The sequence below is a fragment of the Labilibaculum sp. K2S genome (assembly GCF_030372765.1).
Lineage (GTDB): Bacteria > Bacteroidota > Bacteroidia > Bacteroidales > Marinifilaceae > Labilibaculum.
In genome coordinates this window covers 569,591-582,209 of record NZ_JAUCMW010000002.1, presented here as the reverse complement: position 1 = coordinate 582,209, position 12,619 = coordinate 569,591, and the positions used below count along the sequence as shown (strand labels likewise).

Genomic DNA, 12,619 nt, shown 5'->3' with positions numbered 1-12,619 from the left:
TAATATGCCTTAACATGTTATTAATTTGGTTGGGTAGCATAAAAATGGTTGAGTGGTTTTTTTTAGTACGAATAAATCAGCAAAAAGTGACTTTATTTGTTGATTTATTTCGTCTGCAAATTAAAAAATATAATGCAGAAGTCCTTGCTAATCTTAATAGTTTTGATGAAGAAGACAAAAAAAATCCCACCGGAGTGGGATTTGTTGTTTTATTGAGTCCTTGTTTGCAGGCTATTGTGCTTTTTTGTTCAGCAGCAATCTATCGTAAAAATAGAGAGCGGTAACTGAGAAAAATCCAATAGCCAGTATCACATACCAAATATTGGAAGGGTTATAAGTATCCCAAAGATATTGAGTGAGCTGATTTTGATCCATTCCCATAAGTTCACCTGCCTTGTTGAAATAATCAGTTGCACTAAAATCCTTAGATATTTCAGGAATTTGAAGTCCTCTTGCAGTAACTTCTCGAATCATTAAGGTTACTTTGTCGGACATGTTTCCATATACATTTCCTGATATAACACCACCTATAGTACTGCCTGCAAATACCGGCAGGAATGAGCAACCCATGTAAAGTCCAACTTTATCTTTAGGAGCTATTCGTCCAATGTATTCGGTAATTTTTGGAGAGCTGGCCATTTCCCCAACGGAGAAAATGAATATTGCAAGAATCACGAAAAGAACGTTTTGTGTTAGTAGGGTGAGTCCCATTCCAATTGTACAGATCAAAATTCCGCCCATCATTGCCTGCAGAGGTTTCCACCTCATCACAATTGTAGAGATGACAATTTGGAAGATGATGATAAACATGGCATCGAAATTCGTGATGAATTCTGCATCTATTTGTCCATTCGTGCCATAAGTTTCTGTTACAACGGGCATAAAACTTTCGAAGAAGTGATAGACGCTTGAAGTGTCTACCCATTGGGCAATAAATACTGGCAGCGTGAAGAATAGCTGATAGTACATACTCCAAAATGCCGCAACCAAAAGAAGAAAAATTACAAACTTAATATCGCTAAGGGCTTTGCCAATATTCCTGAATACGGTAGCTATTGCGACTCCAATGGATTCATTTTTAATTTCACGCTCTGGTTCTTTGTAGAATAATATCAAAATAAAATTGATTAGAATAACGCCGGCAGATATGTAAAAAACAGTTGTGTATCCACTGTCTTTGTATGCAAGAGTAACCAATGGCCCAATAAAGGCACCAATGTTAACCATCATATAAAAAATTCCAAAGCCAATCGATGAGGTTTCCTCATTGGTAGTTTTTGCAACCGTCGCCGAAATAATTGGTTTAAAAAGTGCTGCACCCAATGCTAAGTAAAGGTACATGGCAAATACTCCGGTAAATGTGTCAAAAAGTGGAAGTGCTATAAATGCAGTGCTGTAAATAACAAATGAAATACCTAAAACCAGTTTGTATCCGTATTTATCGGCTATTGCACCTGTAATTACAGGAAGGAAGTAAAGTATTCCTGTTCCCACTCCCATAATAGTTCCTTTTTCTGCCTGAGATAAACCTAGTGCGCCGATGTCGGTTGATCCGGTAAGGTAATTTGCAAAAAGCATGAAAAAACCATACCAGGCCCATCGCTCGAATAATTCGATGGTATTTGCAACCCAGAAGGTTTTCGGGAATTTTTTAAAGACACTTGTTGAGCTCATAATATTGGGTTTTGGGTTGTATAAATTGGTTTGGTTAAAATTTGATTACAATTCCATTTCCATCGAAAATGACAGATTGGTTTTTTCTTTTGTGAAAATAGAGGCCTGCAAAATAGCCAATTCCTCCTCCTAAAACAACATCAGAAAACCAATGTTTGTTTCGGTACATTCTTGCAAAGCTCACAGAGGCCGGAATCATGTAAATCCACTTGCTGTATTCTTCGGCAAAAGGAGTGAATACTGCCCAGGAAACAAAAGCATGTCCCGAAGGGAATGATTTTGTATCGTTGTTTGTGCCTCCAAAGGCATCAAAATGCATATTTCCTCTGTTTAAGGATGGTCTGGAACGACCGGCTATTATTTTTGTGCCTTCGGTTAAGATTGCGGCAGTGATTAAAGCTTTTCCTGAGTTGAGTGCAGTAGTTGACAGTCTTTCATCTTTAATTGCTGTTCCAATAATCCAGGTTGCAAATGTGGCAGGAGCAATGTATTTCTTCTCACCAAATTCATTAAAGATATTGGTGTAAGAATCTAAAAAGGAATTTTGATTTAATTTCAGGCGTTTGTTCGACCATTCGTCGAGTAAAAATGAAGTGCCTAATAGTCCACCAAACACGAATAGATTTTCTTTATTAAAAACCCTTTTGCCTAATCCAGGATTTAGCCGGGTTTTATGAAATGTAACTGTTGTATCAATTCTTACCTGAGTATATCCATGAGTTGGGATACTTAAAAGCAGGATCAAAAAAAGATATATTGGTAATGAATAGTGTTTCAAGACGTAGAATTTTTCAATTCCAACAAAAATAGAAGAAAATTTTGGATCGGAGTACTTAAAAAATGAAAAAGCCACCCGCAATGGATGGCTTTCTGCTCCCTCTCTAGGACTTGAACCTAGGACCCTCTGATTAACAGTCAGATGCTCTAACCAACTGAGCTAAGAAGGAATACTCTGCTAAAATTGTTTTGAAAGCATTTAGCTTGCTTTTTTTTGCTCCCTCTCTAGGACTTGAACCTAGGACCCTCTGATTAACAGTCAGATGCTCTAACCAACTGAGCTAAGAAGGAATACTCTGCTAAAATTGTTTTGAAAGCATTTCAGCTTGCTTTTTTTGCTCCCTCTCTAGGACTTGAACCTAGGACCCTCTGATTAACAGTCAGATGCTCTAACCAACTGAGCTAAGAAGGAATACTCTGCTAAAATTGTTTTGAAAGCATTTCAGCTTGCTTTTTTTGCTCCCTCTCTAGGACTTGAACCTAGGACCCTCTGATTAACAGTCAGATGCTCTAACCAACTGAGCTAAGAAGGAGTATAACTTCCAAATTTTCTTCTGAATTGCACGAATGACGTACATTCTGGAGGAAAATTGCGATGCAAAACTAATAGGATTTGTTCAATAATACAACATCTGCTGGAATATTTTTTCAAAAAAATGATTTTTTTCATCTGAATTTGATTTGTTGTTATCTACACGTAATGGCTATATGATTGTTTTTCAAGGATTGAGTTTTGCAAGATGAGTTGGTCTGGAAGGAAAATTATTTAATTAAAAACTGAATTTGATAATAAGTAGTAACAAAAAAACAGTTTTTGAAAAACTCAGAAGCGAAATTTTATTGTAATTTTGGCTTGAAATTTAGAAACATAGTAAACACCTAACACATAATAAACAACAAACACTCATGTACGGAAAATTCAAAGATTATTTGGCAGAGGAAATTCAGTCCATAAAAGATGCCGGCTTGTATAAAAACGAAAGAGTTATAACAACTCCACAAGGTGCAGAAATTAAAGTAAATACTGGTAAAACAGTATTAAATTTTTGTGCGAATAACTATTTAGGTTTGTCTTCTAATCCTCGGGTTATGGAGGGAGCTTCAAAAGCTTTGAAGTCGCATGGATATGGAATGTCGTCTGTTCGTTTTATTTGTGGTACAACCGATATTCATAAAGAATTGGAAGAAAAGATTGCGACTTTCTTCGGAACTGAAGATACTATATTGTACGCAGCAGCTTTTGATGCAAACGGCGGCGTTTTTGAACCATTATTTGACAAGGAAGATGCAATTATTTCTGATGAGCTGAATCATGCTTCGATTATTGACGGGGTTCGTTTGTGTAAAGCGGCCAGATATCGTTACAAGCATGCTGATATGGAAGACTTGGAGGCTCAGTTAAAGATCTCTCAGGCGCAGCGTTTTCGTATAATTGTTACCGATGGAGTTTTCTCTATGGATGGTGATATTGCCAGATTAAACGAAATTTGTGATTTGGCGGACAAGTACAATGCATTAGTAATGGTTGATGATAGTCACGCTTCCGGTTTTATTGGAGATACTGGTAGAGGAACTCACGAATACCATAATTGTATGGATCGTGTTGATATTATCACAAGTACATTAGGAAAAGCATTGGGTGGAGCTTTAGGCGGATTTACAACTGGTAAAGCAGAAATTATCGATCTTTTGCGCCAAAGATCCCGTCCGTATTTGTTTTCGAATTCGCTTTCTCCTGTAATTGTAGGAGCTTCTTTAGCTGTGTTCGAAATGTTGACCGAATCTACAGAGTTACGCGATAAGGTAATTTCAAATTCTAAATATTTCAGAGAAAGATTACTGGCTGCAGGTTTTGATGTAAAACCATCTGAGTCGGCTATTAATGCTTTGATGTTGTACGATGCAGTACTATCACAACAATTTGCAGCAAAATTATTGGAAGAAGGTATTTATGTGATCGGATTTTATTATCCGGTTGTAGCGAAAGGACAGGCAAGAATAAGAATTCAACTTTCTGCTGCGCACACAAAAGAGCATTTGGATAAAGCTTTGGCTGCTTTCATTAAAATTGGAAAAGAATTAAAAGTAATTGAATAATTTTATTCAAGTTATATATGAAATGGGAGCCGGTTCGGTTCCCATTTTTTTGTAATTTAGTGGCTGATAAATTTTAAAATAGAATCGATGAGGTTTAAATCTACTATATTTTTCCTGTTGGCAATCTGTATTTGTTCTGTAGGAAAAGCTCAGTATTATAAGGAAAAGGAATTGTTAGTTGGGACTTCTGTTGGCTATCAGTATCCTTTGGGTGATTTTGGAAAACAGGCAAAAGGCGGACCGGTGCTTAGAGTAACCGGGCAGATGATGCTGAATAAAAAATTAGGAGTAGGTGTTGAGATTGCGTACAGCTTTTTGGGACAGGATGATTTTTGGAATGGCAATCATTTTGGAAATTACGATGTAAATTACAATATCGCATCAGCCCAGGTTAAAGGATCTTATTATTTTGATAGTTGGGATCGGGATTTTCGCCCATACACTTCGCTTGCCTTTGGTTATTTCCATTATCAAAACAGTATTAACTTTATTTCGACATCGGTTGGGAGCTTAAATCAGAAAAAAACAATTAAAGAAAATAAAGTTGGCTTAACACCAATTATTGGCTTTTTATACAATTTATCGAGCACATGGAGTTTCGACATGAATCTTCGGTATACGTACATTCCCGATTTCCCGGAAACTGTAACTGCAAAAGATGAAAATGGAGATCCTTATCAATATTACCTTGGTTTTAAAAAGATCTCTCTTCCCGAATTGTCAATCGGATTGTTTTATCGTTTTTAAAATAATCCGTGAATGTGAGCTTCTACTTTATCAACAATATTGTTTAAATCTTCTGGGTTATCCAGGAAATCGATATTGTCAGCATCAACAATCAATAGTTTGCCACGATTGTAATTCTGAATCCATGTTTCGTATCTGGTGTTCAGGTTTTTTAAGTAATCCAAGCGGATGGTTTCTTCGTAATCGCGGCCTCTTTTCTGAATTTGATTGACCAATGTAGGAACAGACGACCGCAAATAGATAAGTAAATCAGGTGCTTGAACCATTGATCCCATTAATTCGAATAAGTTGTTGTAATTTTTAAAATCGCGTTGCGACATCAAGCCCATATCAAATAAATTAGGAGCAAAAATCATGGCATCTTCATAAATCGTACGATCCTGAATTACATTTTTTCCGGCTTTACGGATTTCCATAATTTGATTGAACCGACTTTTTAAAAAGTAGATTTGAAGATTGAACGACCATCGTTTCATATCGTCATAAAAATCGTTTAAATAGGGGTTCTCGTCAACGTCCTCGTAATGAGCCTCCCATCCGTATTGTTTTGCAAGCAGTTCGGTAAGGGTCGTTTTACCAGAGCCAATGTTTCCAGCTATTGCGATATGCATAATTTGAAAGAATTATCAGTTTTGAATTATAAATTCGGAATTGGATTTACAAGCCAGACAGTCTTAACTCGTAATTATCAATTCACAGCTCCTTTTTAAAAGAGTCCGTTCAGCTGAGCATCAATTTTGTTGATTACTTCACTTAAGTCTTTAGGGTTTTTCAGAAAATTAATGTTGTCCACATCAATAATCAGTAGTTTGCCATTTGCATAGCCCGATATCCATGCCTCATAGCGCTCATTTAAACGCTTCAGATAGTCTAAGCGAATGGTTTCCTCATAATTGCGGCCACGCTCCTGAATATGACTTACCAGCGTCGGAATGCTTGCACGTAAATAAATAAGCAAGTCCGGCGGTTGAATTAAAGAGCTCATGATATTGAAAAGAGACAGATAGTTGTCAAAATCTCTTTTTGGCATTAAACTCATTGATTCCAGATTGGGAGCAAATATATATGCATCTTCGTAAATGGTTCTGTCCTGAATGATGTCTTGTCCTGATTTACGCAAGGCCAAAACCTGATTGAAACGACTGTTCAAAAAATGAATTTGTAAGGCGAATGACCATCTTTTCATGTCATCGTAAAAATCATTTAAATATGGATTTTCATCAACATCTTCGAAATGAGCTTCCCATCCGTAGTGTTTGGCTAATAATCCTGCTAGTGTAGTTTTACCAGCTCCAATATTTCCTGCAACTGCAATGTGCATATTTATGTTTACTTTGTGTAAAAAAGGCAACTAAAATTAAGAATATTTATCAGGAATTCAATTGGGTAAACCGTCAATAAAATGCAGATTGTTTTTAATCAGAGTGTTACTATTTTTATTGATATTGATTTTTTATTAGAGATGTACAAATTGTTATTTCGGATAATAAGTTCGCCTTCTTGGGAATCTTCTAATTTGTAAATCAATTTGTCTTCTTTAGCCATTGGCTGAAAAGAATAAATACTCGATTCTGTAGTGTATAGGAGAGTGTTTTGGGAGATGTGAAAATTTTTGATTCCAGGAAGTGGAATTTTTTTCTTGAATTGACCGTTCCTGTCTAAATTCAAAATTCCCATTTCCGGATAAAGCAGGTACAAATCGTTATTGTATTCCAGCATTTTATCAGGAATACAATCCTGATAAAAAGAGTTCATTAAGATGCTTTGATTTATTATATTGCCAATATCCGAAATACGAATTGCCTGATTGTCATTTGAATTATAAATCCAAAACCCACCATTTGCAGAGGAGCAAACCAATTCGGTTTCGTTATCCGAAAATTCAAATAAGTCAATTTCGCTGCCAATTTCTGCCAGATTACGGTCCAGAAATAATATTTGATTAAAATCATTGTAAAAAAGCAGTATTCGAAGTGGGTTCGATACATCAATATGGCAGATAGAACCAAGCATGGAATTAGAGAAAACAGCCAATTTCTCGCCCTTCGAATTGAATTCAATTAGTTCGGACTTATTTACAACAAATATATTTCCGAGGTGATCAACCGAAATAAAATCATGAACCTGATTGATCTGAACATTATTTTGAGATGGAAACACAAGAAAGAGACAAAGAAGGAATTGCAGCATGAACGATTAGTTGTTTTTTTGAAGTAGTTCCTCAATTAAATCACGATTGTTTGAAAGTCGGGGCACTTTATTTTGACCGCCCAATTTCCCTTTTTCTTTCAGCCACCCATAAAATAAACCAGATTTAGCAATAGTAATGTGTGGCTTTTCAAGGGTGATGTTTTTGTATCTTTTGGCCTCATAATCAGAATTTACATTCATTAGTGCATTGTCTAATATGAAGTTAAATTCGTCAATATTGCCAGGTGCTTTTTCAAATTCAATTAACCATTGGTGAGCCCCTTTTTGATCTGAAGCCATAAATACAGGAGCCGCTGTATACTCTTTTATGATTGAATTGGTTTTGGCACAGGCTGCTTGAATTGCTTTTTCAGCATTGTCAATAATTAATTCCTCACCAAAGGCATTAATGAATAGTTTGGTTCTGCCTGAAATCTTAAATTTAAATGGGGCTTTTGATGTAAACCGAATGGTATCTCCAATTTGATAACGCCACAAACCTCCATTGGTTGTAATAACGATTGCGTAGTTTGTATGAAGGTTAACATCTTCCAAACTAACGGCTTTTGGATGATCATTTTCAGAATTTTCAACAGGAATAAATTCATAATAAATACCGTAATCCAACATCAAAAGCATTGAGTCATCCAAAGGATTATCCTGAATTCCGAAAAAACCTTCGGAGGCGTTATAGGTCTCCAGGTAGTTCATATTTTGCGATGGCAATAATTCTTTAAATTGCTCACGGTAAGGGTCGAAACTAACACCGCCATGAACAAAAAGCTCAAGATTAGGCCATATTTCGTGAATGTTGCTTTTGCCTGAAGCATTTAAAATGTGTTTTAACAGAACCAGAAACCAGGAAGGTACACCAGATAAGCTGGTGACATTCTCGTTCAATGTTGCTTCTGTCATTTTATTCAGTTTTTCTTCCCACTCATCCATTAAAACAATAGAGGTATCGGGCGTTCGTATAAAATCAGCCCAAAAGGGGAGGTTTTGAATTAAAATAGCCGACAAATCACCGTAGTAGGAGTCATTGTTGATGTTGTTGATCTGATGACTTCCTCCAAGAGTTAATCCTTTTCCTTTAAAAATTCCTGTTTCGGGATAAAGCGATGTGTAAATGGCTAGAATATCTTTACCACCTCTAAAGTGACAATCTTCGAGAGCTTCCTTACTTACCGGAATAAATTTACTCTTAGAATTGGTTGTGCCTGATGATTTGGCAAACCATTTTATTTCGGAAGGCCAAAAAATATTTTGCTCACCATTCCTAAGTCTATTGATTTGAAGTTCAATATCTTCATAGGTTTGAACTGGTAATCTGTCTTTAAATTCAGAAGGTGTGCGAATATTTTTAAAGTCATACTTTTTTCCCCACTCAGTATTCGAAGCTTGTTCGATTAATTGCGTAAGAGTTTCTTTCTGAGTTTCAATCGGATGATTTTTAAAAAAATCGATCTGAGAGAGTCTGTTTGTATTAAACCAACTAACAAGAGAATTTATTAAAGCCATATTTGAATTGTTTACTGATTTAAATATAAAGAAATTTTAATTGAGGTATTGTCTCTTATCCAAATATTATGCTCAGGTTATGTCTGTTTTTAGTTATATTTGGTGATCATTGTCAAATTAGAAATGCATCACAAATGAGTATAATTGATATATTGATTGGTATTCCATTACTATGGGTAATGGTTAAAGGTTTTAAGAATGGTTTTATTTTTGAAGTGGCGACTCTTATTGCTTTATTATTAGGGATTTATGGCGCCATTCATTTCTCCGATTTTACGGCGCAATTTATAAGGGATCGTTTTAATTACGACTCTGAATATATGGGATACATTTCATTTGGAATCACATTTGTTGTCATCGTAATTATTGTGAACATTATAGGCAAGTTACTCAATTCTTTTATTGAAGCAATTGCTTTAGGAATGTTTAATCGAATTTTAGGTCTGGTATTTGGCCTGATGAAGGGGATTATAATCATTGGTATTGTTGTTTATTTTGTTGATTATTTAGATCGAAAATTTGAATTTATTTCAGATGAAAAAAAGAATGAAAGCTACTTATACAAGCCAATGACAATTGTTTCGGAAACGATGTTTGAATTGTTTAATTCAGATTTTAGCGATACAAAAGATAAGATTAAGGAAAAAGTGAAAAAAGAACTTCCTCTTGAAGCCTAATGAAAGAAACGATAAAGAAGTACATCCAAAAACTTCCCAAGCGGAAAGTTTTTCATTTTGAGGGGTTTTGTGCCAATTGCGAACATCCGGTTAATGGCAGTTTTTGTTCTAATTGTGGTCAGTCGGTAAAAGATTTTCACAGGCCTTTTTTTAGTGTCTTATCCGAATCGCTTGGAGATGCTCTATCGCTTGATAATAAATTTCTTCATACGATAGTGCCTCTGTTTGTTCGGCCAGGTTATCTTACCAAAGAGTTTATGAGAGGGAAAAGAGCCAGATATACGCCACCTTTTCGATTGTATCTATTTCTTACTTTTTTTGCATTTTTACTCCTTTCCTACAACCATAGGCCCGAAACTATGGCAGAAAAGAACTTAACTTTTACAACAGAGGAAGGAAAAGATGTTGATGTATTATCCTATTTCGAGGATATGGTTGATGAAAATAAAAGCCAGATAGATAGCTTGGAATCAGACTCTTTAACCAATTCAAAATTAAAAAAAGGATTGTTCAACTTTAATATTAGTCAGGATACTGCGCAAACGGCACAATCAATTACTTTTGGCGAAAAGGGAGGGAAGAAGAATAAGTTCGGAAATTCAGATGTAAAACGTGTGATTGACATGTGGAAGTTAAATCCCACCTTGATGATGGATAATGTCTATAAAAAATTATCACAAACCTTGCTGATTATACTTCCTGTATTTGCCTTGTTTTTGGCTTTGTTTTACATCCGACGAAAGAATTATTTGTTGGAACATTTATTAATATCACTTAATTTTCACTCTTTTATTTTTGTGATTGTAATTGTTAGTGAGTTGTTGATAATGACCAAATTAGAATTTGTTCATCAATTTGCTTTTTATCTTTATTTATTGATTCCCATACAACTTTTTCTGGCCTTGAAATTTTATTATCAGCAATCCTGGATTAAAACAATTGTGAAATTCTTTATGCTTTCTTTTATCTATAATATTTTACTGGTATCGGGGATTTTATACAGCTTAATATCATTAGTCGTTGAATAGAAAAAATTACACGATAATAAAATGGTAAAATTCTTATCTTTGCCATTCAAATAGAAAATTGATAATTAGATTCCTATCAGGAAATTAAATACAGAACAAATGAATTTTATTGAGGAACTCAAGTGGCGGGGCATGATTCATGATATGATGCCTGGAATAGAAGAACAACTTGCAAAAGAATTAACATCAGCTTATGTCGGAATTGATCCTACGGCAGATTCTTTGCACATCGGACACCTTGTAGGTGTAATGATGTTAAAACATTTTCAGGTATCAGGACACAAGCCAATTGTATTGGTAGGTGGAGCAACCGGTATGATCGGAGATCCTTCAGGAAAATCTCAGGAAAGAAATTTGTTGGATGAAAAAACTCTTCGTCACAATCAGGATTGTTTGCGTGCGCAACTTTCAAAGTTCATGGATTTCGATTCAGATGCCGTAAATGCTGCCGAAATGGTGAATAATTACGATTGGATGAAGGATTTCACCTTTCTTGATTTTATTCGTGATATTGGTAAGCATCTTACTGTAAATTACATGATGAGTAAGGACTCTGTAAAGAAAAGATTAAGTGCTGATTCTAAATCAGGAATGTCTTTTACCGAATTTACATATCAATTGGTGCAGGGAACTGATTTTCTGGAACTTTACCGAACTAAGAACTGCAAACTGCAAATGGGTGGTTCCGATCAATGGGGAAATATTACTACAGGAACCGAATTAATTCGCCGAAAAGAAAGCGGTACTGCTTTTGCGATAACTTGTCCGCTGATTACAAAAGCAGATGGTGGAAAGTTTGGAAAAACAGAATCAGGAAATATTTGGTTAGACCCTAAACGTACTTCTCCTTATAAATTCTACCAGTTTTGGTTGAATACCTCTGATGAAGATGCGGCGAAATACCTTAAAATTTTCACGCTTCTTTCGAAAGAAGAAATTTTTGCTTTGATAGAAGAACATCAGGAAGCTCCTCATATGAGAAAATTGCAGCAACGATTGGCTAAAGAGGTGACTATTATGATTCACTCTGAAGAAGATTACAATACAGCTGTTGAAGCATCTCAAATTTTATTTGGAAAAGCGACTGCTGATGTATTGAAAAAATTGGATGAAGAGACATTCTTATCTGTTTTTGAAGGAGTACCTCAGTTTACTGTTAGCAAATCTGAATTTGATAATGGTATTGATATTTTGGAATTATTGGCTGTTAAAACAGATGTATTTCCATCGAAAGGAGAACTAAGAAGACTTTTTAAAGGCAATGCAATAAGTATTAATAAGGAAAAAGTAGATAATCCGGAGATGCTAATTACAAAAGAACATTTAATTGCAGATAAATATTTTTTGGTTCAAAAGGGGAAAAAGAATTATTTCCTTGTAGTTGCTTGCTAGTTTGCCAGCTATCAACTATTTTTATTAGATAAAACTAAATCACAAATTTAAATCAAGCTATATGAAATTCTTAAAGTATACCCTTATCGTTCTTTTCTCAATAGGTATGATGAGTTGTGGTGGTAGCGGTGGCGATGACAAAGAAGATACAGTTGCTCCTACGGTTACGATTGCTAGCCCAACAACAAGTACAATAGTTACAGCTGGTGAAAATTTAAGTGTTAATTTTACTGCTGCCGATAATGTTGCGTTAGCATCTTATACTGTAACGGTGTCGTATACTGGAGTTAAATCTGTAAAAACTGTTGAAGAGTTTAGTTTTAATAGTCTTTCGGATACTGACGCCGCTGGAAATTCAGTACCTGCTATTTCCGGAGCTTCAAAAGTAATTAGCTTTAATATTGCAACTCCTGATAATGCTAAGCCTGGAGCTTATAAGTTTTCTGTAACAGTTAAAGATACTGCGGGAAAATCAATCTCAAAAGATATCGCTTTCGAAATACAATAAGAAAATCTTAT

General features: G+C 35.3%; 13 protein-coding genes and 4 tRNA genes. 7 read left to right on the top strand and 10 right to left on the bottom strand.

The window, feature by feature from the left end:
- Positions 1 to 14 precede the first annotated feature (14 nt).
- Positions 15 to 284 (top strand): hypothetical protein, encoded by a 270-nt coding sequence (locus tag QUH73_RS05600; protein WP_289529467.1) that lies wholly within the window; start codon positions 15 to 17, stop codon positions 282 to 284.
- Here QUH73_RS05600 and QUH73_RS05595 read toward each other — a convergent pair.
- The 6 genes from QUH73_RS05595 to QUH73_RS05570 all read right to left on the bottom strand — a co-directional run bounded on the left by QUH73_RS05595 (position 232) and on the right by QUH73_RS05570 (position 2,984).
- On the bottom strand, positions 232 to 1,674 hold the full coding sequence (locus QUH73_RS05595; RefSeq protein ID WP_289529466.1) for an MFS transporter: 1,443 nt from the start codon (positions 1,672 to 1,674) through the stop codon (positions 232 to 234). The genes QUH73_RS05600 and QUH73_RS05595 overlap by 53 nt on opposite strands.
- A gap of 34 nt (positions 1,675 to 1,708) precedes the next feature.
- Positions 1,709 to 2,452, bottom strand: coding sequence for a phosphatase PAP2 family protein (locus QUH73_RS05590; protein ID WP_289529465.1), 744 nt, complete (start codon positions 2,450 to 2,452; stop codon positions 1,709 to 1,711).
- 95 nt (positions 2,453 to 2,547) lie between these two features.
- Positions 2,548 to 2,621 (bottom strand) — tRNA-Asn (locus tag QUH73_RS05585).
- 47 nt (positions 2,622 to 2,668) lie between these two features.
- Positions 2,669 to 2,742, bottom strand: a tRNA-Asn gene (locus QUH73_RS05580).
- Positions 2,743 to 2,789: 47 nt separating this feature from the next.
- A tRNA-Asn gene (locus QUH73_RS05575) sits at positions 2,790 to 2,863 on the bottom strand.
- 47 nt (positions 2,864 to 2,910) lie between these two features.
- Positions 2,911 to 2,984, bottom strand: a tRNA-Asn gene (locus QUH73_RS05570).
- 373 nt (positions 2,985 to 3,357) lie between these two features.
- Here QUH73_RS05570 and kbl point away from each other — a divergent pair.
- Both kbl and QUH73_RS05560 read left to right on the top strand, forming a co-directional pair.
- Entirely contained in the window at positions 3,358 to 4,548 is a 1,191-nt protein-coding gene (gene kbl, locus QUH73_RS05565) for a glycine C-acetyltransferase (protein ID WP_289529464.1), read from the top strand.
- A gap of 87 nt (positions 4,549 to 4,635) precedes the next feature.
- Positions 4,636 to 5,295, top strand: coding sequence for an outer membrane beta-barrel protein (locus QUH73_RS05560; RefSeq protein WP_289529463.1), 660 nt, complete (start codon positions 4,636 to 4,638; stop codon positions 5,293 to 5,295).
- Here the strand turns inward: QUH73_RS05560 and QUH73_RS05555 are convergent.
- The 4 genes from QUH73_RS05555 to QUH73_RS05540 all read right to left on the bottom strand — a co-directional run bounded on the left by QUH73_RS05555 (position 5,292) and on the right by QUH73_RS05540 (position 9,003).
- Positions 5,292 to 5,906, bottom strand: a complete 615-nt coding sequence (locus tag QUH73_RS05555) for a deoxynucleoside kinase (protein WP_289529462.1) — start codon at positions 5,904 to 5,906, stop codon at positions 5,292 to 5,294. The two genes, QUH73_RS05560 and QUH73_RS05555, sit on opposite strands and share 4 nt — an antisense overlap.
- 95 nt (positions 5,907 to 6,001) lie before the next feature.
- Positions 6,002 to 6,616, bottom strand: coding sequence for a deoxynucleoside kinase (locus tag QUH73_RS05550; protein WP_289529461.1), 615 nt, complete (start codon positions 6,614 to 6,616; stop codon positions 6,002 to 6,004).
- 98 nt (positions 6,617 to 6,714) lie between these two features.
- On the bottom strand, positions 6,715 to 7,485 hold the full coding sequence (locus QUH73_RS05545; RefSeq protein WP_289529460.1) for a hypothetical protein: 771 nt from the start codon (positions 7,483 to 7,485) through the stop codon (positions 6,715 to 6,717).
- 6 nt (positions 7,486 to 7,491) lie between these two features.
- Positions 7,492 to 9,003 (bottom strand): GH3 auxin-responsive promoter family protein, encoded by a 1,512-nt coding sequence (locus QUH73_RS05540; protein ID WP_289529459.1) that lies wholly within the window; start codon positions 9,001 to 9,003, stop codon positions 7,492 to 7,494.
- 134 nt (positions 9,004 to 9,137) lie between these two features.
- Between QUH73_RS05540 and QUH73_RS05535 the strand changes: the two genes are divergently transcribed.
- The 4 genes from QUH73_RS05535 (at position 9,138) to QUH73_RS05520 (ending at position 12,608) form a co-directional block, all read left to right on the top strand.
- A complete protein-coding gene (locus QUH73_RS05535; RefSeq protein ID WP_289529458.1) occupies positions 9,138 to 9,680 on the top strand; it encodes a CvpA family protein in 543 nt (180 codons plus the stop codon).
- Positions 9,680 to 10,708 (top strand): DUF3667 domain-containing protein, encoded by a 1,029-nt coding sequence (locus QUH73_RS05530; RefSeq protein WP_289529457.1) that lies wholly within the window; start codon positions 9,680 to 9,682, stop codon positions 10,706 to 10,708. The genes QUH73_RS05535 and QUH73_RS05530 overlap by 1 nt, the downstream gene beginning before the upstream one ends.
- Before the next feature lie 99 nt (positions 10,709 to 10,807).
- A complete protein-coding gene (gene tyrS, locus QUH73_RS05525) occupies positions 10,808 to 12,100 on the top strand; it encodes a tyrosine--tRNA ligase (protein ID WP_289529456.1) in 1,293 nt (430 codons plus the stop codon).
- A gap of 61 nt (positions 12,101 to 12,161) precedes the next feature.
- On the top strand, positions 12,162 to 12,608 hold the full coding sequence (locus tag QUH73_RS05520) for a DUF4625 domain-containing protein (RefSeq protein ID WP_289529455.1): 447 nt from the start codon (positions 12,162 to 12,164) through the stop codon (positions 12,606 to 12,608).
- Positions 12,609 to 12,619: the final 11 nt, after the last annotated feature.